This is a genomic window from Streptomyces durocortorensis (genome assembly GCF_031760065.1).
GTDB lineage: Bacteria > Actinomycetota > Actinomycetes > Streptomycetales > Streptomycetaceae > Streptomyces.
Map to the genome: position 1 here is coordinate 6,879,020 of NZ_CP134500.1, position 20,211 is coordinate 6,899,230.

The 20,211-nt window shown below is 72.6% G+C and carries 19 protein-coding genes and 1 pseudogene; 12 read left to right on the plus strand and 8 right to left on the minus strand.

The genetic code is table 11. From position 1 onward, the window contains the following. Positions 1-13 precede the first annotated feature (13 nt). A complete protein-coding gene (locus tag RI138_RS30295) occupies positions 14-1,282 on the minus strand; it encodes a DMT family transporter (RefSeq protein ID WP_311122461.1) in 1,269 nt (422 codons plus the stop codon). A gap of 246 nt (positions 1,283-1,528) precedes the next feature. Between RI138_RS30295 and RI138_RS30300 the strand changes: the two genes are divergently transcribed. Continuing rightward, a complete protein-coding gene (locus RI138_RS30300; protein WP_311122462.1) occupies positions 1,529-2,227 on the plus strand; it encodes a (2Fe-2S)-binding protein in 699 nt (232 codons plus the stop codon). Positions 2,228-2,365: 138 nt separating this feature from the next. Here the strand turns inward: RI138_RS30300 and RI138_RS30305 are convergent, their stop codons facing one another. After that, positions 2,366-2,746 carry a winged helix-turn-helix transcriptional regulator gene (locus RI138_RS30305; RefSeq protein WP_311122463.1) on the minus strand — a complete coding sequence of 127 codons (381 nt, stop codon included), beginning with the start codon at positions 2,744-2,746 and terminating at the stop codon, positions 2,366-2,368. Between the two features lie 143 nt (positions 2,747-2,889). On the opposite strand from RI138_RS30305, the gene RI138_RS30310 reads away from it, so the two are divergent. Further along, on the plus strand, positions 2,890-3,300 hold the full coding sequence (locus RI138_RS30310; RefSeq protein ID WP_311122464.1) for a RidA family protein: 411 nt from the start codon (positions 2,890-2,892) through the stop codon (positions 3,298-3,300). Between the two features lie 5 nt (positions 3,301-3,305). Here RI138_RS30310 and RI138_RS30315 read toward each other — a convergent pair whose 3' ends face one another. Beyond that, on the minus strand, positions 3,306-3,761 hold the full coding sequence (locus tag RI138_RS30315) for an ATP-binding protein (protein ID WP_096627425.1): 456 nt from the start codon (positions 3,759-3,761) through the stop codon (positions 3,306-3,308). Between the two features lie 165 nt (positions 3,762-3,926). Beyond that, on the minus strand, positions 3,927-4,823 hold the full coding sequence (locus RI138_RS30320; protein ID WP_096627408.1) for an RNA polymerase sigma factor SigF: 897 nt from the start codon (positions 4,821-4,823) through the stop codon (positions 3,927-3,929). Positions 4,824-5,056: 233 nt separating this feature from the next. On the opposite strand from RI138_RS30320, the gene RI138_RS30325 reads away from it, so the two are divergent. Both RI138_RS30325 and RI138_RS30330 read left to right on the plus strand, forming a co-directional pair. Next, entirely contained in the window at positions 5,057-6,541 is a 1,485-nt protein-coding gene (locus RI138_RS30325; protein WP_311122465.1) for an SDR family NAD(P)-dependent oxidoreductase, read from the plus strand. A gap of 359 nt (positions 6,542-6,900) precedes the next feature. Next, positions 6,901-7,077 (plus strand): hypothetical protein, encoded by a 177-nt coding sequence (locus RI138_RS30330; protein ID WP_179500123.1) that lies wholly within the window; start codon positions 6,901-6,903, stop codon positions 7,075-7,077. A gap of 26 nt (positions 7,078-7,103) precedes the next feature. Here RI138_RS30330 and RI138_RS30335 read toward each other — a convergent pair whose 3' ends face one another. Genes RI138_RS30335 through RI138_RS30345 form a run of 3 tightly spaced genes read right to left on the minus strand, consistent with a single transcriptional unit; the run spans position 7,104 to position 9,944 of the window. Next, positions 7,104-8,534, minus strand: coding sequence for a lipase maturation factor family protein (locus tag RI138_RS30335; protein ID WP_311122466.1), 1,431 nt, complete (start codon positions 8,532-8,534; stop codon positions 7,104-7,106). A gap of 22 nt (positions 8,535-8,556) precedes the next feature. Next, positions 8,557-9,069 carry a DUF1990 family protein gene (locus tag RI138_RS30340; RefSeq protein ID WP_311122467.1) on the minus strand — a complete coding sequence of 171 codons (513 nt, stop codon included), beginning with the start codon at positions 9,067-9,069 and terminating at the stop codon, positions 8,557-8,559. Beyond that, entirely contained in the window at positions 9,066-9,944 is an 879-nt protein-coding gene (locus tag RI138_RS30345; RefSeq protein WP_311123065.1) for a YndJ family protein, read from the minus strand. The genes RI138_RS30340 and RI138_RS30345 overlap by 4 nt, the downstream gene beginning before the upstream one ends. 183 nt (positions 9,945-10,127) lie before the next feature. On the opposite strand from RI138_RS30345, the gene RI138_RS30350 reads away from it, so the two are divergent. The 4 genes and pseudogenes from RI138_RS30350 (at position 10,128) to RI138_RS30365 (ending at position 15,534) form a co-directional block, all read left to right on the plus strand. Beyond that, on the plus strand, positions 10,128-11,210 hold the full coding sequence (locus RI138_RS30350) for a DUF6777 domain-containing protein (protein WP_311122468.1): 1,083 nt from the start codon (positions 10,128-10,130) through the stop codon (positions 11,208-11,210). Positions 11,211-11,321: 111 nt separating this feature from the next. Further along, complete coding sequence (locus RI138_RS30355; protein ID WP_311122469.1) at positions 11,322-13,385, plus strand: SpoIIE family protein phosphatase; 2,064 nt, start codon at positions 11,322-11,324, stop codon at positions 13,383-13,385. Positions 13,386-13,496: 111 nt separating this feature from the next. After that, a pseudogene (locus tag RI138_RS30360) lies at positions 13,497-14,637 on the plus strand (wax ester/triacylglycerol synthase domain-containing protein). Between the two features lie 36 nt (positions 14,638-14,673). Beyond that, a complete protein-coding gene (locus tag RI138_RS30365) occupies positions 14,674-15,534 on the plus strand; it encodes an Fpg/Nei family DNA glycosylase (protein ID WP_311122470.1) in 861 nt (286 codons plus the stop codon). Positions 15,535-15,556: 22 nt separating this feature from the next. Here RI138_RS30365 and RI138_RS30370 read toward each other — a convergent pair whose 3' ends face one another. Continuing rightward, a complete protein-coding gene (locus tag RI138_RS30370) occupies positions 15,557-16,228 on the minus strand; it encodes a zf-HC2 domain-containing protein (RefSeq protein WP_311122471.1) in 672 nt (223 codons plus the stop codon). An 89-nt stretch (positions 16,229-16,317) separates the two neighbouring features. Here RI138_RS30370 and RI138_RS30375 point away from each other — a divergent pair, with 89 nt between their 5' ends. The 4 genes from RI138_RS30375 (at position 16,318) to RI138_RS30390 (ending at position 20,208) form a co-directional block, all read left to right on the plus strand. Then, positions 16,318-17,070 carry a LytR/AlgR family response regulator transcription factor gene (locus RI138_RS30375; protein WP_096630110.1) on the plus strand — a complete coding sequence of 251 codons (753 nt, stop codon included), beginning with the start codon at positions 16,318-16,320 and terminating at the stop codon, positions 17,068-17,070. An 86-nt stretch (positions 17,071-17,156) separates the two neighbouring features. After that, positions 17,157-17,519: a hypothetical protein gene (locus RI138_RS30380; RefSeq protein WP_311122472.1), complete on the plus strand. Its 363-nt coding sequence runs from the start codon at positions 17,157-17,159 to the stop codon at positions 17,517-17,519. Further along, a complete protein-coding gene (locus RI138_RS30385) occupies positions 17,516-19,021 on the plus strand; it encodes a sodium/solute symporter (protein WP_311122473.1) in 1,506 nt (501 codons plus the stop codon). The genes RI138_RS30380 and RI138_RS30385 overlap by 4 nt, the downstream gene beginning before the upstream one ends. After that, complete coding sequence (locus RI138_RS30390; protein ID WP_311122474.1) at positions 19,018-20,208, plus strand: sensor histidine kinase; 1,191 nt, start codon at positions 19,018-19,020, stop codon at positions 20,206-20,208. The genes RI138_RS30385 and RI138_RS30390 overlap by 4 nt, the downstream gene beginning before the upstream one ends. The last annotated feature ends 3 nt before the right edge of the window (positions 20,209-20,211 follow it).

Consider the following 20,211-nt stretch of genomic DNA (forward strand, 5'->3'; position numbering starts at 1 on the left):
ACGTTCCGCCGGACTATCTGCGAGCGGGTGGCATCAGGGTCTGAACCGTCCGCTCGGAGCGCCGCCCCCGCCCGGCCCGGCGCCGCTGTTCGCCGAGTGCCCCCGCCCCGCCGAACTCCAGACCCGGCACGGCCCGTCCCGGTGGCAGCGCCAGCGACGACGTGTGCGGCACGGGGGCCCGCCCCGCGGGCTCCGGCACGCCCGGCAGCAAGGGCAACGCCCCGTCGGGCGTCAGCGCTCCGGAATCGGCGCCCGGCACCGTAACCCCCTCCAGGGCAACACCACCCGGAGCAGCGCCCTCCGGAACAGTGGCCTCAGCAGCGGTGCTGCCAGGAACAGTGCCGTCAGGAACATTGACGCCAGGAACAGTGCCCTCCGGGACCGTGCCCAGCAGCCCACTCTCCGCCGCCGCGCCCACCGCCCCCGCACGGACCGTCAGCCGCTCTCTGGCGCGCTCCGCGCTCAGCCGCTCCCGCGTCAGCAGAACCAGGCCGGCCGCCGCCAGTGCTCCGCAGGAGAGGGCGAGGGCCGTGCCCGGCCACCCGCCGCGGAAGTGCTCGCCGAACAAGGTGATCCCGACCGCTGCGGCCACAACCGGGTTGACGACGGTCACCGTCGCGAGCGGGGCCGTGAGCCCCGCGCCCCGGTAGGCCGCCTGCGACAGCAGCAGGCCCGCCGCCGCGAGTACGGCGATCACCAGCAGCGTAGGCAGTCCCGAGCGGACCGAGCCGGAAGTCCACTCCATGGCCACGGTCTTGGTGAACACCGAGGCCATACCGAACGCCGCCCCCGCACCCGTGGCCAGGACGATGCTCCGCAGGACCGGGCGGCGCAGCGCGCGGGCGAGTACGAAGATCGCGCCGACGCCCCCGAAGGTCACCGTCGCCAGCAGGAACTGCTCGGCCCCGTTCAGCGTGTGCGGCGCGGCCTCCCCCGTGAGAGCCAGCAGTCCGCAGAGACCGGCCGTCGCCATCAGCGCACCGCGCCAGGCCGTTGCCCCGGCCCGGCGCCCGACGAACAGGGCGGCCATCGGGAGGGCGAAGACGATCGTCAGCGCGCCCAGCGGCTGGACCAGGCTGAGCGGACCGTAGGCCAGGGCCACCACGTGCAGGACCGCGCCGATCCCGTTGAGCAGCACGGCGACCCACCAGACGCGGTTGCGGAGCAGGGCGTACGAGGAGTTGTCACCGGTCGCCGCCACGCGCTCCTGGATGATCGCTCCGGCCGCGTAGGCGACCGCGGAGATCAGTGACAGCAGCACGGACAGCGCAAGGGAGCTCATGTACACCACGATGTCCCGTCCGGGGCCCCGCGTCGTCGTCCTTGAGACGGCAATTCGACGTACTGCCCCAGTAGTACGCCCGTCGCACCGACGTCCTCCTTTCGACGGTAGTCCTCCTGCCCCCGGCCGTCAGAAGTTCCGCGTCGGCGGATACGGTGAGCGGCGAGGCGGGCACAGCCGGTCTCCGACGGACGACGTCACGGGAACGGCCGCCCCCACCGGCCGAGGGCCGAGGAGGAACACGGCATGGACCTGGCACTCCTGGCATCGGTCGGGGGATTCTTCGCCCTGCGGACGACCCCGGTGCCGGACGGCGCACACCGCCCGTTGGCACAGGTGTACGGGGGAGAGGCCGGCCCCCTGGCCGCGCGTGTCGACCGGGTCGCCGCCCGCCTCGCGGCCCCCGAGCGGCGGGTCGCCGCCTCCATCGCCCATCTCGGTCTCGCCGCGCGGCTCTGGTCCCTCGCACTGGGCCCGGCCGCGCTGTTCGGGCGGATTCCCGCCCTGGCACCCGACGCACTCCACTGGGACCCGCTCGCCACCTCGCCGGACGATCTGTGGCTGGCGGAGGCGGCGGAACTGCCCGGTACGGCGGCCCGGGTTCGCGAGGAGGTCCAGTACGGGCATCTGGTGCCGCTGGCGGAAGCGTTCCGGCGCGACGGGAACATCTCCCCGCAGCTGCTGTGGGGCAACGCGGGCTCCGCGCTCGCCGGGGCCGTGCGCGAACTGGTCTCCTTCGCCCGCGTCCAGGACCGGCCGGACGTCGCCGCGCGGGCCCGCGCGCTGGCGGCGGAACTCTTCGACGACCCCGATCTGCGGGCCACCGGATCTCCGCACGGCCCGGCGTTCCGGCGGCGCAGCTGCTGTCTGTACTGGCGCTGTCCGGGCGGCGGGCTGTGTGGGGACTGCGTGTTCGACAAGGCGCCGGGCTCAGCGGGAAAGTAGCTCAGCAGGAGAACAGCTCCGCGGGGACACAGCTCGGCGGGGAGACAACCCCCGCGGGGAACAGCGCCGCATAGAAACAACTCCGCGGGAAAGCAGTGGCCCCGTGAGTGTGGCCCCGTGAGCGTCGCCCCCCGCCCCTCAGGCGTCGAAGTCGCGGCGGGAGGCCTCGATGTGGCCGAGGTGCTCGTGGGTCCAGTCGCACATGACATGGACCGTCCGGCGCAGCCCCTGCCCCGGACCGGTGAGCGTGTACTCGACCCGGGGCGGCACGGTCGGATGCACGCACCGCTCGACCAGGCCGTTGCGCTCCAGCATCCGCAGGTTCTGGGTGAGCATCTTGTGGCTGATGCCCTCGACCTCGCCGCGCAGCTCGCTGAAGCGCAGAGTGCCTTCGCCCAGCGCCTCGATGATCAGGAGGGCCCACTTGTTGGCGACGTCGGAGAAGATCTCCCGCGCCAGCGAGTCCGCCCGCCGCAGATCCGCGTCCTCCGGCGAGTTGCTGAACTGCTTGGTCACCATGAGGTTCCCCTGTCACCGAAAAGTGCGTTCTTCCATGTCAGCGGCCACTCTCCTACGGTTCCCGAGTAACCACAAGTGACCGGGAACGGCCTGGTCCGGTGGCAGCCGGGGCCCCACGGGTTCCGGACGAGGAGGCGGACAGCATGGCCATCACCCTGGTGAACCCGAGTGGACTGCCGGAGGTCGGCGCCTACCGGCAGGTGTCGGTCGCGACCGGATCGAGGCTGGTCTTCGTCGCCGGGCAGGTCGCCTGGGACGCCGACGGGACCACCGTCGGTCCGGGCGACCTCGCCGCGCAGGTCGAGAGGTGCTACCTCAACGTCGCCACGGCCCTCTCCGCGGTGGGCGGGTCCTTCGCCGACGTGGCGAAGCTGACCGTGTACGTCGTGGACTGGACACCCGACAAGATGCCCCTGTTCCTGGAGGGCGTGGCCCGGGCCGCCGCGGAGCTGGGGGCCACGCCCGTACCGCCCGGCACGCTGGTGGGTGTCGCGGCGCTCGACATCCCTGAGCACCTGGTCGAGGTCGAGGCCACCGCCGTGCTCGACGCCTGACGGGCTCAGGTGCTGAGCTGGAACTCCGCCCGGATCCGCTTGCCGACCGGCACCCGCTCCGCCGTGAGCCGGTCGCACAGCGCCACGACGATCTCCATGCCGTGACCGCCCAGTCGGGCCGGGTCGCGGGCGTACAGCACGGGCATCGCGGTGCTGCTGTCGTAGACCGTGACGCTGATGAGCTGAGCGTTGCCCTCCAGCTCCAGGAGGTAGGGGCCGTGGCTGTAGCGGTCGGCGTTGGTGACGAGTTCGCTCACGGCCAGCATGAGGTCGCTGCGCGTGTGCGCGCCGATCGTGGCGAGGCACTCCACCGCGAGCCTCGTCAGGAAGCGGTCGGCGAGCGCCCGGGCCAGTGCGATACAGCCCGGCTGGCCGTCGAAGACCTCGGCGCTGAGCAGTACCTCGGCGGACCGCAGCCCCTGACCCGGGTCTTCCGGTGGGGAGATGACCTGTTCGTTCATGTGCTCCAGCCAGGGCGCCGCAGTGAGGTCGGAGACCTTTTCCGCCATGCGTCTACCCGTGGCGAAGAATCCCACTCCAGGGGATTCGGAGTGATCCTACGCACGTCCGGGCAGCCGCACCACGGTCGGGGAGAACTCACCGGTCCAGCCCCTCCCGTGGCCTGCTCAGGCCTCGATGCTCATCCCCTTGCGCAGCCGCTGGACGATCCGGGTGAGCAGTCGCGACACATGCATCTGGGACACACCCAGCTCCGCGCCGATCTGCGACTGCGTCATCTCCGCACCGAACCGCATCTGCACGATCCGGCGCTCCCGGTCGTCGAGCTGTTCCAGCAGCGGCGCCAGGGTGTGCAGGTTCTCGACCGACTCGATCGCCGGGTCGGTCTCGCCGAGGACGTCCGCGTAGGCCTGCTGCTCCTGGCCGGAGTCGCTATCCGCGGACGGGGTGTCGAGCGAGCCCGCCGAGTAGCCGTTGGCGGCCACGAGCCCCTCGATGATCTCCTCCTCGGGGAGGTCGAGGTGCTCGGCCAGCTCCTTGACCGTGGGGTCGCGGTCGAGCTCCGCGGAGAGCTGCTCCTTCGCCTTGGCGAGGTCCACCCGCAGCTCCTGGAGCCGCCGCGGCACATGGACGGACCAGGTGGTGTCCCGGAAGAAGCGCTTGATCTCGCCGACGATGTACGGGACGGCGAAGGTGGCGAACTCGACCTCGCGGGCCAGGTCGAACCGGTCGATCGCCTTGATCAGCCCGATCGTGCCGACCTGGATGATGTCCTCGGTGTCGTCGCCGCCCCGGTTGCGGAACCGGGACGCGGCGAAGCGCACCAGCGAGAGGTTCATCTCGATCAGGGTGTTGCGCGCGTACTGGTGCTCGTGCGTGCCCTCCTCCAGTACCTGGAGGCGGTCGAAGAAGATCTTCGACAGGGCCCGCGCGTCCTGCGGGGCGATCTTTCCGGCGTCCTCGACCCAGGGCAGCTCTCCGGCGACGTCGGCTGTCCGCGCTCCGGTCCGGTCGTCGCTCAGTGGCGCCGTCGTTCCGGTGGCTCGCGCTGACATGGCCGTCATGGTGTCGCCCTCCCTGCTGTCCGATGTGTCGGACGGTCGCCTGCCCGGTCTCCCCGGAGTCATGCCCTCCTTTTCCGCCTTCTTCGATCGGTCGTCGCCTTTTCCGTCTCATCCGTCTCCCTCGTCGCTCCTCGCCCGAACGGAGCAGTGACCGACGCATGGCAAACTTGACCGGGGTGTTTCGGCCGTGGTGATCAATGACCCGCGGCGACGGAGATGACAGAGGAACGGCAATGACGGTGACAGAGGACAGCCCGGAGCTCGCTCCCGGAACCGACGAGTTCGGCCCCGGCATCGACCCGGAGCGGCTGGCCGTCTGCCTGAGCGTGCTCGACGAGCTCGACCGGATCGAGGTCGACCACCCGGATGCCATCGCCGTCCGCCGGGCCACCGCCGGTATCTACCGCACGGTGAAGCAGCGTCGCCGCCAGGAGCGCCGGGCCGCGAAGACCGCCCACGACCGGGCCGTCACCGAGGCCACCGCGACCGGCTCGGCCGAGCGCATCGACGACGAGACGCAGGGCGTCCTGCCCTCCTCCTCCGTCCAGGCCGAGATCGCGGGCATCCTCCAGCGGCCCCGGTCCTGCTACATCTGCAAGACGCGTTACGTCGAGGTCGACGCGTTCTACCACCAGCTCTGCCAGCCGTGCGCCAAGGACAACCGCGCCCGCCGCGACGCCCGCACCGACCTCACCGGGCGCCGGGCGCTGCTCACCGGCGGCCGGGCCAAGATCGGCATGTACATCGCGCTGCGGCTGCTGCGCGACGGTGCGCACACCACCATCACCACCCGCTTCCCCAACGACGCGATCCGCCGTTTCAAGGCGATGGAGGACAGCGACGAGTGGATCCACCGGCTGAAGGTCGTCGGCATCGACCTCCGCGACCCCGCCCAGGTCGTGGCGCTCGCCGACTCGGTCGCCGCCGAGGGCCCGCTGGACATCCTGATCAACAACGCGGCCCAGACCGTCCGCCGCTCCCCGGGCGCCTACAGCGAGCTGGTCAACGCCGAGTCCGCCCCGCTGCCCGCCGGCGAGCTGCCCGCCGCCGAGGTGATCGGCACCTTCAACAGCGGCACGGTCGACCGGGTGGCCGCGCTCCCCGCCGCCCGCAAGGAGGCTCTGAGCGCCCAGGAGGTCACCGACCTCGCGCTGGTCACCGGCTCCGCCTCCCCGGCCCGGATCGCCGCGGGCACCGCGATCGACGCGGGCGGGCTCGTCCCCGACCTGCACGACACCAACAGCTGGATCCAGACGGTGGAGGAGGTCGAGCCGATCGAGCTCCTCGAAGTCCAGCTCTGCAACTCCACCGCCCCGTTCATCCTGATCAGCAGGCTTCGACCGGCGATGGCAGCGACCGCCGCGAAGCACGCGTACGTCGTCAACGTCTCCGCGATGGAGGGTGTCTTCAGCCGCGGCTACAAGGGTGCGGGCCACCCGCACACCAACATGGCCAAGGCCGCGCTCAACATGCTGACGCGTACCAGTGCCCAGGAGATGTTCGAGAGGGACGGCATCCTGATGACGGCCGTGGACACCGGCTGGATCACGGACGAACGCCCGCACCCGGACAAGATGCGGCTCGCCGAGGAAGGCTTCCACGCCCCCCTCGACCTGGTCGACGGCGCCGCCCGGGTCTACGACCCGATCGTCCGCGGAGAGGCGGGCGAGGCGCTCTACGGCTGCTTCCTCAAGGACTACGCCCCGGCGAACTGGTAACCCGAACAGCCCAACCGGAGCGCATCCCTCCGCGCGCAGGCCGGATACCCGGCCCAGGATTTCCCCTGGGCCGGGTTTTTGCTGTGCGGAGTGGCTGAAAGTGACCTACTGCACACGTTCTATCGAGCGCAGTGGCGCTCATTTGGTTAGGCTGAGGTGAACGGACGTCATCGAGGAGCCCACGAAGGTTCCCCGACCGTCCTGGGACATGGCCGGGTAACCCGGCCGCCGTCCCGCCCCGAACCGGCGCCACCGCGACCGACATATCCCAACCCCTGCCCGCTCAGGGCGGTCGCGCTCCGGCATCGGTGCCGGAGCGTCGGCGACGCCCTGGGTGACGCGACACAGAGGAGTGCGCGGTGACGACACCGGAACTGACCGAGCGAGAGAAGCGCCCCGCCGAACGGCACGGAGGACGGCCCGGCCGCCCCGAGACCCTGAGCAACATCGAGGTCTGGGCCAGGTCCGCCCCGATCCGGCTGGCCGGATACGAGGACGACCTCGCCGAGCCCCACATCCTGCCCGGCATCGACTGACGGCAGTGCCCCCGGCGGCCCGGGTCTCAGCCTCCCCGCTCCGGAGGGCGGGGCCGGGACACGGGCCGCAGGAATTCCCGTACGTAGGTCCGGTGCCACCAGCAGCCGGTGGCCCGCAGCTCCCGCAGATCCGTGAACCGGTAGTGGAACACCCGGGCGCGCACATGGCGCGGCGGTCCGTCGGGGAACGGGTTGTGCCCCAGCAGCCGGAGCGTGTCCCGGTCGCCCTCCAGCAGCCGCTCGGCGAACGGCCCGAACCAGGAGCGCGCGTACGCGGGGGAGAGCGCCGCGAACCACATCATCCAGTCGAGCCGCAGATGGTACGGAGCGAAGGGGCGCGGCAGCCGGTGTGGATCGCCGGGCTTGCCGCGGAAGCCGTACTCCCGCCAGTCGCCACCCTCGTGCGGCACCTCGTCGACCGTGCCCTCCACCACCACTTCCAGCCGTGTCCGGCTGATGGACCCGAAGGCTCCATAGGTGTTGACCAGGTGCAGCGGGTCGTAGGACCGGTTCATCGCCTGCCGTCGCGAGAGCAGATTGCGCGCCGGGCGGTAGCTGAGCACCAGCACCAGGACGGCCACCGCGATGACGACCGCCTCGTACCAGAGGGGTGGCGGGGCCTGGGCGGGCGGCGGTCCGGCCAGGGGCGTCCAGTCGATCACCGAGAGTGCCAGGGCGATCGTCAGCCAGTTCAGCCAGGCGAAGTTCCCCGACAGGACCAGCCAGAGCTGGGTGAGGACCATCAGACCGGCCGCCGCGCTCGCCACCGGCTGCGGGGTGAACAGCAGGAAGGGGACCAGCAGCTGGGTGACGTGGTTGGCGGCGACCTCGACGCGGTGCACGGGCCTGGGCAGATGGTGGAAGAACCAGCTCAGCGGCCCCGGCATCGGCTGGGTCTCGTGGTGGAAGTCCAGACACGTCAGCCGCCGCCAGCAGGCGTCACCGCGCATCTTGATCAGCCCGGCGCCGAACTCCACCCGGAACAGCAGCCACCGCAGCAGCCACAGCACCAGCACCGGCGCGGCCGTGTCCCGGGTGCCCAGGAAGATCGCCAGGAACCCCGTCTCCAGCAGGAGCGACTCCCAGCCGAATCCGTACCAGACCTGCCCCACCTGGACGATCGACAGGTACAGCACCCACGGCAGTGCCCAGAGCAGCATGCCGCCCCACAGCGGCAGCAGACCGTCGAGCCCGGTGAGCAGGGCCACCGAGACGGCGCAGCCGCTCCAGGCGACGGCGGCGAAGAAGCGGTCTGAGTAGTGCAGCCGGAAGAGCCCCGGAGCCGCCCGCCAGGGGGTGCGCCGCAGCAGTTCGGGCACGGGCAGCATGCCGCGCTCGCCGATCAGCGCCCGGAACTGGAGCGCGGCGGAGAGGAAGGCGACCAGATAGACCACGGCCAGAGCCCGCTGGAAGATCAGCCGACTCAGCCAGTAGCCGTCCGCGGTGAACCACTCCATCCCTGCCAGTATCTGCCAGGCGTCAGCCCGCGGCGACGATACGGCGGAGCGTGCGGCCCAGCCTGCGGGCGTACCAGAGCTGGACGGGCGGGATCAGCGGCCCGGCGAGCCGTGTGTACCAGGAGGCGGGGCGCGAGAAGGCCATGACCGTGAACCACACGGTGCCGTCGTCCGCGAAGTCGACGACGAAGCACTCCTCGCCGCGCTCCGGGTGCCCGGTCAGGGTGCCGTAGGCGAAGCCGGTGCGCCCGTCCTCCCCGTACGCCGTCCAGATCACCTCGCACGGGGCGGTGAAGCGCAGCGGGCCCAGGCCCAGGGAGACCCGGACGCTCCCGCCGGGCTCCGCGCGCCGGGCCGGGGCCTCCACCCGGGCGCCCGAGGCGCGGTGCATCCGCCACTCCGTTATCGCCGCGCCCGCGGCGGCGAAGTCCGCTGCCCCCCGGCCGACCCGGGTGCGGTGGTGCAGGTGGTTGTAGCCCCGGGGGAGCGGGCCGAGACGGGTGGCCCCGACCTCCGGGTAGCTGAGCGTGCTCATGCGGTCCTGCCTTCGGTGTGGATGAGGTCCCCGGTGTTGCCGGGGCTTGCGGTACGGGCGGGGCTTTCGGTGCGGATGCGCTGCCAGGCGAGCAGCGAGCAGAGCGCGAAGCCCAGCGCGTTGCCCAGTCCATGGGTGGCGGCCATCCAGGTCAGGGTGGGGTGGGGCAGCCCGGTCGCCTCGCCCAGTGCCCAGCTCAGCGCCAGCAGCATCGTCGCCACCAGGACGGCCGCCGAGGAGAGCAGCAGCAGGCGCGTCGTCCGGTCCCGGTCCCCGGCGTGGCCCAGGCGCCAGGTGAGCAGGCCGACCGTCCACATCCCGGCCGTGAGGACCACGGCCCCGGCCAGTTCCGCCCAGTCGCCGAGGAAGTAGCCCACGAGGACGAGCAGGGTGCCGAGTGGCACGCTCAGAGCGGCGAAGCGGCCCGCCGGGCCCTCACAGATCCGGCAGACGAGCCCGGCGATCAGGGCGGCGGCGAATCCGGCGAAGTGGAAGTGCGGCACGGTCAGCGCGAGGATGCCGAGGTCGAAGCCGAACAGTTCGTGCCCCGAGCGCTCCGCGACCAGCGCGATCGCGGCGACGGCCGGGGAGACCAGTGCGGTGAGCAGCGCGATCCCGGCGGGACCGAGGTCCCGGCCGCGCCACGCCAGGCGCGGGGCGTGCAGGGCGAGCAGCACGGTGCCCAGCGCGTAGCAGACGGCGAGCGCGGTGGCCGTCGCGCCGCGCGGCAGCCACAGGGCGAGCGCGCCATGGGCGGCGAAGAACGGCCAGAGTCTGCGGATGCGGTCCAGCTCCGGCAGCCCGGTCAGCCGCAGGCCGGCCGGGACGACCACGAGCATGCCCAGCATCACGATGGCGTTGACCAGCACGTACACGGCTGCCCCCCTCACTTCGAACACGCGCTTTGAACGTGTTCAACTGTTGAGGTCGAGAGTAGAGCATGTTTTGAACGTGTTCAAGAGTGGGTGCGGTGCCGGATCGTCCGCTTGCGGGCCCGTGTCCGGTGCGGCACAGATGGTGACACCCATCCGATCCATTGGGACAGGCAGGAGAGCTCTGTGCGCTCACCCAGACGATTCCGGCGTACCGCGCTCGCAGCGCTGTCCGTCGGGGTGCTGTGCGCCGTCGCCGGATGCGGCAGCGGCGGCGACCTGACGGCGAAGGGCACCACGGGCACCGCGGAGGCCAAGGACGTTCTCCTCCAGCCGCTCGCCGCCCCCGGCCCCGGCCCCTTCACCGAGTCGACGGCCGGGGCGGCACCGTCCCCGTCCCCCTCGGACGCCCCGGACGGCGGAGCGCCTCCCGTCACCCGAACGGTCCATCCGGTCTCCGGCGCCGCCCCCGGGCTCTACGGCGGCACCCGGTCCGTCGCCGCCTGCGACGTCGAGCGGCAGATCCGCTTCCTGACCGGCGACAAGGGCAAGGCGCGCGCCTTCGCCGGGGCGGCGGACATCGAGGCCGTACAGATCCCCGGCTACCTGAAGTCGCTCACCCCGGTCACCCTGCGCGTCGACACCCAGGTCACCAACCACGGCTACAGCGCCGGCACGGCGACCGCCTTCCAGGCCGTCCTCCAAGGGGGCACCGCCGTCCTGGCCGACAGCCGCGGGCTGCCGCGCGTCCGCTGCGCCTGCGGCAATCCGCTGAAGGAGCCCGTCGTCGTGGGCGGGGAGGTCGCCCACCGGGGCGAGCGCTGGCCCGGCTACGACCCCGCCCGGATCGTGGCCGTCCAGCCCAGCGCCCAGCCGCTCACCAGCCTGGTCATCGTGGACGACGACGACAGCAGCTGGATCGAGCGGACCGCCGGCGACAGCGGCGGGCGCGACCGCTCCCCGGCCGACCCGCCCCCGTTCGAGCCCAGCGACGATCTGCTCTTCCCGTCACCGACCGGGCCCTCCGAACCGGTGCCCCCGGACGCCACCCCGCCCGGCCCGGCCCCCTCGGACCCCGCGGCCCCGGAGACGCCGGACGGCTTCGGCGACACACCGCCGCAGGAGCCCTGGGAGAGCGGCATGCCGCCGGGGGACCCGTGGGAGTACGAGGAGGGCGCCCCGGAACCGGTGCCCGAGCCGACCCAGGTCTTCCCCGCCGAGCCCGACGAGCCCGCGGAGTACGGAGTTCCCGAGCTGTTCGCCGGCTGACCCATCGCGTGCGGCCCGGCCGTACGGCCTCACGGCCGATCCGCGCACCGCCCCTCGGGGCGGCACCCGGATCACTCGAAGAATCGGACGAACAATGGCAGAGTGGCCCTCATGGATGATCGGGTAGCGGGTGCCCTGTCACTTCCCGACGACTGGCCCGCCCACCCGGATCTCAGCCTCGCCCTGAACCGTATGGGCAGCTTCGACTGGGACCTCGACACGGGCCTCATGCACATGGACCAGCCCGCCCTCGACGTGTTCGACCTGACGTCGGACGAGTACGACAACCGGCCGGTCTCACTCTCGCAGCGAGTGCCCACGGACGAGGCCCAGCGGCTGGACGGGATGGTCTCGCAGGCACTCAAGAGCGGCCGCACCAACTACGGCGCGTACTTCCGCATCCAGCGGCGCGACGGAACCCTGCGCTGGACCCACACCCAGGGCTTCGTCCGCCGCGACGAGACCGGCCGCCCCCGCCGCATCATCGGGATCGTCCGCGACGCCACCCAGGAACTGTCCGACTCCACGGCCCGGCTGGAACTGGACGAGGAACGCCGCCAGCGCACCAGCCTGGTCGAGGGCACCACCGCCGCCCTGGCGCACGCCCGTACCGTCAAGGACGTCATCGCCGTCCTCAAGAACTCCCAGGGGCTCGCCCACCTCGGAGCCACCAGTCTGGTCATGGGGCTCCTGGAGTCCGGCCGCATCCACCTCGTGGCCGACGGCCCCGAAGGCGCGTACGTCCCCGGCACCCGCTACACCCGGGTGGACGAGCAGTACCCGATGAGCGAAGTGGTCCGTACGCTCGCCCCACGCTTCATCGAGTCGGCCGACGACTTCGCCGCCTCGTACCCGGTCCTCTGGCCCCACATCAGCCACCTCGGCGTCACCTCGGCCGCCTACATGCCGCTGATCGCCCAGGCCCGCCCGATCGGCGCACTCGGCCTGCTCTACCGCGACAAGGCCGGATTCACCGCCGACGAACGCAATCTGCTGATGGCGCTCGGCACCTCGATCGCCCAGAGCCTCCAGCGGGCCATGCTCTACGAGCAGGAGCACGACCTCGCCGAGGGGCTTCAGCAGGCGATGCTCCCGCGCCGGATTCCGGCCGTCCCCGGGGCGCAGGTCGCCGTCCGCTACCGCTCCGCCCGCCTCGGCCGGGACATCGGCGGCGACTGGTACGACCTGATCCCGCTGCCCGGTGGCCGCGTCGGCGCCGTCATCGGGGACGTCCAGGGCCACGACACCCACGCCGCCGCCGTCATGGGCCAGCTCAGGATCGTCCTGCGCGCGTACGCCGCCGAGGGGCACAGTCCGGCCACGGTGATGGCCCGCGCCTCCGTCTTCCTCCACGAACTGGACACCGACCGCTTCGCCACCTGCACCTACGCCGAGGTCGACCTGACCACCGGAGTCGTCCAGGTGGTCCGCGCCGGGCACGTCGACCCGGTGGTACGGGACGTGGACGGCGGCTGCCGCAGGGTTCCGTCCGAGGGCGGGCTGCCGCTCGGCCTCTCGGCGGAGTTCGGCCGTCTGGAATACCCCGTCTCCACCGTCGAACTGGACCCGGGCCAGACGATGATCCTGTTCACCGACGGCCTGGTCGAGCTGCCCGGCGCCGACCTCGACGAGGGCATGCACCTGCTCACCACGCTCGTCACCAACGGCCCCCACGACCTTCAGAAACTCGCCGACCAGCTCTGCGACGCCGTCGACGGGCGCGGCGGCCAGGACGACGTGGCGCTCCTGCTGCTGCGCCGCCGGGCCGCGCACGCCCCGCAGCCGGGCGGCCGGCTCCAGCAGCACGTCGCCCAGAACGACCCCGAGGCGCTCAGCTCGTCCCGGCACATGATCCGGGCCGCGGTCCGGGCCTGGGGGGCGAAGGACCGGGCCGACGAGATCGAACTGGCCGCCGACGAGCTGATCACCAACGCGCTCATGCACACCGACGGCGGGGCTGTCGTGACGATCCGGGTGCTCGCCGGAACCGAACGGCGGCTGCGCGTCGACGTCGAGGACCGCTCCAGCGCACTGCCCCGGCGCAGGGACGCGGGGGAGTCCGGGGTCTCGGGACGAGGCCTGATGCTGGTGGACCGGCTGGCCGACGTCTGGGGAGTGGAGTCCCGGGGCAGCGGGAAATGCGTGTGGTGTGAATTCCTCATCCCCGCACGCTGAGTGTCCCCCCTGGATGTAACAGTACGTAACATGTCTGTGCTTGACCGTGACCAGGCGCGGGGATTGACTGCGGGGGACCGGCCGAACCGCTACGACGACATGAGGACCCCGTTGGGTACCGAGCTACTCGCCCCGCTCGATCTGGCCTTCTGGCACCTGGAATCGGACGCCCATCCGATGCACCTGGGCGCGCTCGCCGTCTTCGCAGCCGCTGGAACGAGGGCGGCCGCCCTGGCAGATGTATCTCATCGGCGGCGAGGGCGACGGCCCTTTCGCCGTCCTGGTCAAACTGCACCATGCCCTGGCCGACGGGATGCGGGCGGTCGCCATCGGGGCCGGAATCTTCGACGAGATCGCCGCGGTCACCAGCGCCCGCACCGCCGCCCGCGGCCGTCCCGCAGTCCCGCCCCGCTCCTGGCTCCCCGACCCCCGCGAGATGGTGAGCATGGCGCTCGGGCGGATCGGAGAGGTCGGGCGTGCCCTCGGAGTGGGGGCCTCCGTCGTCCGCGCGGGCCGCCTGGACCTGCGCGGTTCGACCGCGTTCACCGCCCCCTCCAGCGGTACCCGCCGGCTCGCCACCGCCGACCTCGACGCCGGGGCCCTCCAGCGGATCCGGCGCGCCGAGGGCGGCACGGCCAACGACATCCTGCTCGGCGTGGTCGCCGGGGCGCTGCGCCGCTGGATGGCCGGGCGCGGCGAGCCGCTGCCCGCCGTCGACCCGCGCGCCCTGGTGCCCGTCTCCCGGCGCAGGCCCGGCGGCGCGGCGGCCTCCGGCAACCGGCTCTCCGCCTACCTCCTCGGCCTGCCGGTCACCGCCACGGACCCACGCGAGCGGCTGCGGGCCGTCCGCGCGGCGATGGACCGCAACAAGGCGGCCGGTCCGCTCAAGGGCGCTGGAGCCGTCGCCGTACTGGCCGACCAACTGCCGCCACTGGCCCACCGGTTCGGCGCCCCACTGGCCGCGAACGCAGCCCGCGTACTGTTCGACGTCCTGGTCACCAGCGTGCCGCTGCCCCGCTCCGCGCTCTCGCTGGGCGGCTGCCCGCTCACCGCCCTCTACCCGATGGCGCCGCTGGCCCGGGGCCAGTCCCTCGCGGTGGCCCTGACGGCCCACGGTGGCCGGGTGCACGTGGGTCTGGTGGCCGACGGCAAGGCGCTGCCCGACCTCGACCGGCTCGCAGCGGCCGTCGGGGAGGAGTTCGAGGAGCTGCGCGACCTCGTCACCGGCCGCAGTGGAGCACCGGTGTCCTGACAGGCAGCCGCCCCCCGGCTGCGGCAGTCTTGAGCCATGCCCGAACTGCCCGAAGTCGAAGCCCTGCGGGTCTTCCTCGACGACCACCTGGTCGGCAAGGAGATCGCCCGCGTCCTGCCGCTGGCGATCAGCGTCCTGAAGACCTACGATCCGCCGCTGACCGTGCTTGAGGGCGAGAGGGTCACCTCGGTCGCCCGGCACGGTAAGTTCCTCGACATCGAGGCGGGCGGGCTGCATCTGTGCACCCACCTCGCCCGGGCCGGCTGGCTGCGCTGGAAGGACACGTTCCCCGCGGCCCCGCCCCGCCCCGGCAAGGGGCCGCTCGCCCTGCGCCTGGTGACCAAGGACGGCGACGGCTTCGACCTGACCGAGATGGGCACCAAGAAGAGCCTCTCCGTCCACCTGGTCCACGACCCGATGGAAGTCCCCGGCATCGCCCGCCTCGGCCCGGACCCGCTCGCCGACTCCTTCGACCGCGCCGCGTTCACCGCGCTGCTCGCCGGGGCCCGTCGCCAGATCAAGGGGGCGCTGCGCGACCAGTCGCTCATCGCGGGAGTCGGCAACGCGTACAGCGACGAGATCCTGCACGTCGCGAGGATGTCCCCGTTCAAACGGACCGCCGACCTCGACGAGGACGACGTCACCCGCCTGTACACCGCGCTCCGCACCACCCTGAAGGACGCCGTGGACCGCTCCAGCGGGGTGGAGGCCGGGAAGCTGAAGGCCGAGAAGAAGAGCGGGATGCGGGTCCACGGGCGTACCGGAGAGGCCTGCCCGGTCTGCGGGGACACCATCCTGGAGGTCTCCTTCAGCGACTCCTCGCTCCAGTACTGCCCCACCTGCCAGACCGGCGGCAAACCGCTGGCCGACCGCAGGCTCTCCAAGTTCCTGAAGTAGGCACCGTTCCTGAAACAGGCACTCACCGCGTCACCGTCACCAGCCGCCGCCCCTCCGCCGTCCGCACCTCGAAACGGTCGATGCCCTCCGGCCGCAGCGCCGCCCCGCCCGACACCTCCACAGGGCCGCCCCCCGCGCCCCGGGCCGACCAGCTGCTCACCGTCTCCTCGCTGCCGTCCCGGCCCACCGCGATCAGCGCGCACACCCCCTCGGCCGGCAACCGCACGACCTGGAGCGCCACCTCCGTACCCCACTCGTGCCCCGCCGCCGTCACCACCGCGGCCGCGCCCGACCCCGTATCCGCCCCCACCCAGCGCTGCACCCCCGCCCCGTCCCCCGGACCGCCCGAGGTCCCGGCCACCACCGCCGGGCCGCCCACCGCCAGCACGACCGCGGCCGCCACCAGGGCGAGGCCCCGCCGCCCCGCCCGGCGCCGGCCCGCCGCCACCGCGCCCGTCAGGCGCTCCGCGAGCCCGGGCCCCGGCGTCACCGGCGGACCGGCCACCGCCAGCGAGTGCGCCACCCCGGCGAACTCGCGCGCCCGCGCACGGCACCCGGGACAGTCCCCCAGGTGCTCCTCGAACCGGAAGGCGTCGGCCCTCCCGAGCACCCCCAGCGCATAGGCCCCCACCCGGATGTGGGGTTCGGTCGTCTGCATGTACTGCGGTACGGGAACCAGCTGCCAATCACTCACGCCACCGGGCCCGGGACATCCCAGGAGGTGCTGGGCGGATCACGGCCGGGCCCGCCCCGAACCGCCCCGCACCCCCTAAACTCCGGCCCATGCTGCGCGTACTCGCCGTCGACGACGAACAACCCGCCCTGGAGGAACTCCTCTACCTCCTGCGCGCCGACCCGCGCATCCGCAGCGCCGAGGGAGCCACCGGCGCGACCGAGGCGCTGCGCCTCATCGGCAGCGCGGTCGACGCGGGTCCCGACGACCCGTCCGCCATCGACGTCGTCTTCCTCGACATCCACATGGCGGGGCTCACGGGCCTCGACGTCGCCCAGCTGCTCGCCGGATTCGCCGCGCCCCCGCTCATCGTCTTCGTCACCGCGCACGAGGGCTTCGCCGTCCACGCCTTCGACCTGAAGGCCGTCGACTACGTCCTCAAACCGGTCCGCCGCGAACGCCTCGCCGAGGCCGTGCGCCGCGTCGCCGAACAGGTGGGAGAGAGGTCCGCCCCGGTCCACGACAGCGCGAGCGACCAGATCCCGGTCGAGCTCGGCGGCGTCACCCGCTTCGTCCCCGTCGACGAGATCGCGTACGCCGAGGCGCAGGGCGACTACGCGCGGCTGCACACCGCCACCGGCAGCCACCTCGTCCGCATCCCGCTCACCACCCTGGAGGAGCGCTGGCGCACCCGCGGGTTCGTCCGGATACACCGCCGCCACCTCGTGGCGCTGAACCGGATCGACGAACTGCGCCTGGACGCGGGGAGCATGAGTGTCCGCATCGGGGAGGCCGAGCTCGCCGTCAGCCGTCGCCACACCCGCGCCCTGCGCGACCTCCTCATGCGCCAGGGCGGCCGCTGAAGGAGGGTGCGGGGCCGTCGCTGACCTGCTGCGTTCTTCGGCGGTCCCTTCCCACCAGCACCCGCCGCCGCCTACACTCCGAGCCCATGTCCGCAGAGCCATCCCCCCGGCGCGAAGTGGTCACGCGGGAGCCGAGGCGGGTGCGCCCGCTGCCCCGCCACCGCACCCAGTCGGAGATCGACGAGCAGACCGCCCTCGGCGGCGCCTATGTGCGCTCCCTGATGCGCGGCCAGCTCCGGGCGGCCCTCACCGTCTTCGGTGTGCTGGCCCTCGTCGCGGGCACCCTGCCGCTCCTGTTCGCCGCGCTGAACAGCTCCGCCCTGGTCTGGGCGGTGCTCGGCTTCGCCACCTACCCGCCGCTCACCCTGGCCGCCTGGTGGTACGTCCGCCGGGCCGAGCGCAACGAACGCGACTTCGCCCGGCTGGTGGAGGGCCGCCCCGCCCCGTGAGTACCCCCGCCTCCATGGCGTCCTGGGTGGCCGTGGCCCTCGTCGTCCTCGCCACCGTCCTCGTCGGCGGCTTCGGCCTGCGCATCTCCCGTACGACCTCCGACTTCTACGTCGCCTCGCGCACCGTGCGCCCCCGCCTCAACGCCGCCGCGATCAGCGGGGAATACCTGTCGGCCGCCTCCTTTCTCGGTATCGCCGGGCTCGTCCTCGTCCACGGCCCCGACATGCTCTGGTACCCGGTCGGCTACACCGCCGGATACCTGGTGCTGCTGGTCTTCGTCGCCGCCCCGCTGCGCCGCTCGGGGGCGTACACCCTGCCCGACTTCGCCGAAGGGCGTCTCGAATCGCGGCAGGTCAGAAGGCTGGTGAGCGCGCTCGTCGTCGGGGCGGGGTGGCTCTACCTCGTGCCGCAGCTCCAGGGCGCCGGGCTCACCTTGAAGATCCTCACCGGCGCGCCCGGCTGGCTCGGGGACGTCCTCGTCGCCACCGTCGTGACGGCCGCCGTCGCGGCGGGCGGCATGCGCTCCATCACCTTCGTCCAGGTCTTCCAGTACTGGCTGAAGCTCACCGCCCTGCTCGTCCCCGCCCTCTTCCTGGTCCTCGCCTGGCAGGGCGACGGGCGGCCCCGGGTCAGCTTCGACGACCAGCTCGCCGTCTTCCGCGCCGACCACCCGCTGTACGCCACCTACGGGCTGATCGTGGCGACCTTCCTCGGGACCATGGGCCTGCCCCACGTCGTCGTCCGCTTCTACACCAGCCCCAACGGCCGCGACGCCCGCCGCACCACCGTCGCGGTGCTCGCCCTGGTCGGCCTCTTCTACCTGCTGCCGCCGATCTACGGGGCGCTCGGCCGGCTCTACACCCCCGAACTGCGGTACGGGGGCGACGCGGACGCCGCCGTGCTGCTGCTGCCCGCCCGGGTCATCGGCGGGCTCGGCGGCGACCTCCTCGGGGCGCTGATCGCGGGCGGGGCGTTCGCCGCGTTCCTGTCCACCGCCTCCGGGCTCACCATGGCTGTCGCCGGGGTCATCACCCAGGACGTGCTGCCCGGGCGCGGGGTGCGGCACTTCCGGTTCGCCACGGTCCTCGCCGTCGCCGTGCCGCTCGCCGGGTCGCTGCTGGTGAGCCGGGTGCCGGTGGCCGATGCGGTGGGCATGGCGTTCGCCGTCTCCGCGTCCTCCTTCTGCCCGCTGCTCGTCCTCGGCATCTGGTGGCGGCGGCTGACCCCGCCGGGGGCCGTCGCGGGGCTCCTGCTGGGCGGCGGCTCCGCCCTGCTCGCGGTGGGCATCACGGTCAGCGGAGCCGTGACCCCGCCCGGCTGGCCGCACGCGCTGCTGGCCTGGCCCGCCGTGTGGTCCGTGCCGGTCGGGTTCCTCGCGATGATCCTGGTCTCGCTCGCCACGCCGGGGCGGATACCGCCGGGCACCAACGCGGCGATGACCCGCTTCCACCTCCCCGAGGCCCTCACCTCGGCGCGGGCGGCCGCCGGGAGGGACCGATGACCGGGGCGGCCGTCGCCGTACTCGTGGTCCTCGCCGCCCTGCTGCTCGGCGCGGGCTACCGGCTGGGCCGCCGCGCCGCCCGCCCGCTGCGCCCCAGCGACGTCGGCACCCCTGTCGAGCACGCCACGTTCGAGACCCTGCACACCGCGTCGCTGGCCGCGCCTCCGCTGCGCGCCGGCCTCACCGAGGAGAGCGCCCGCAGGGCCGCCCGGCGGCTGCGCTCGCTGCTCGGCACCGACGCCCTCTGCCTCACCGACCGGGACCGGGTGCTGGTCTGGGACGGGGCCGGGCACCACCACGGCAAGGACGTGATGGACCATCTGCGGGGGTTGCTGGACAACGGCCGCGACACCGCCTTCGACAGCGGCTGCGGCGATCTCGACTGCCCGCTGCGCTGGGCCGTCGCCGTCCCGCTCACCGTGGAGAACCGGGTCCTGGGCGCGCTCGTCGCCTACGCCCCGCGCGAGTCGGCCGTCCTGGCCAGAGCGGCGGGGGAGGTGGCCCGCTGGGTCTGCGTCCAGCTGGAGCTGGCCGAGCTGGACCGCTCCCGTACGCAGCTCATCGAGGCCGAGATCAAGGCGCTGCGGGCGCAGATCTCCCCGCACTTCATCTTCAACTCGCTCGCCGCGATCGCCTCGTTCGTCCGCACCGACCCCGAGCAGGCCCGCGAACTGCTCCTGGAATTCGCCGACTTCACCCGCTACTCGTTCCGCAGGCACGGGGAGTTCACCACCCTGGCGGACGAGTTGCACTCCATCGACCAGTATCTGGCCCTCGTGCGGGCCCGGTTCGGTGAACGGCTCGCCGTCACCCTCCAGGTCGCCCCCGAGGTGCTGCCGGTCGCGCTGCCCTTCCTGTGTCTCCAGCCGCTGGTGGAGAACGCGGTCAAGCACGGTCTGGAAGGGGCGGTCACCCGCAGCCGCATCACCATCAGCGCGCTCGACGCCGGATCGGAGGCCGAGGTCGTCATCGAGGACGACGGGACCGGAATGGACCCCGAACGGCTGCGTCAGATCCTGCGCGGTGAGGGCGGCGCCTCCACCGGCATCGGCCTGCTCAACGTGGACGAGCGGCTGCGTCAGGTGTACGGCGACGACTACGGGCTCGTCATCGAGACCGGCGTCGGGGCGGGGATGAAGGTCACGCTGCGGCTGCCCAAGTACCGTGCGGGGGTGCACGGTTCCTGAGCG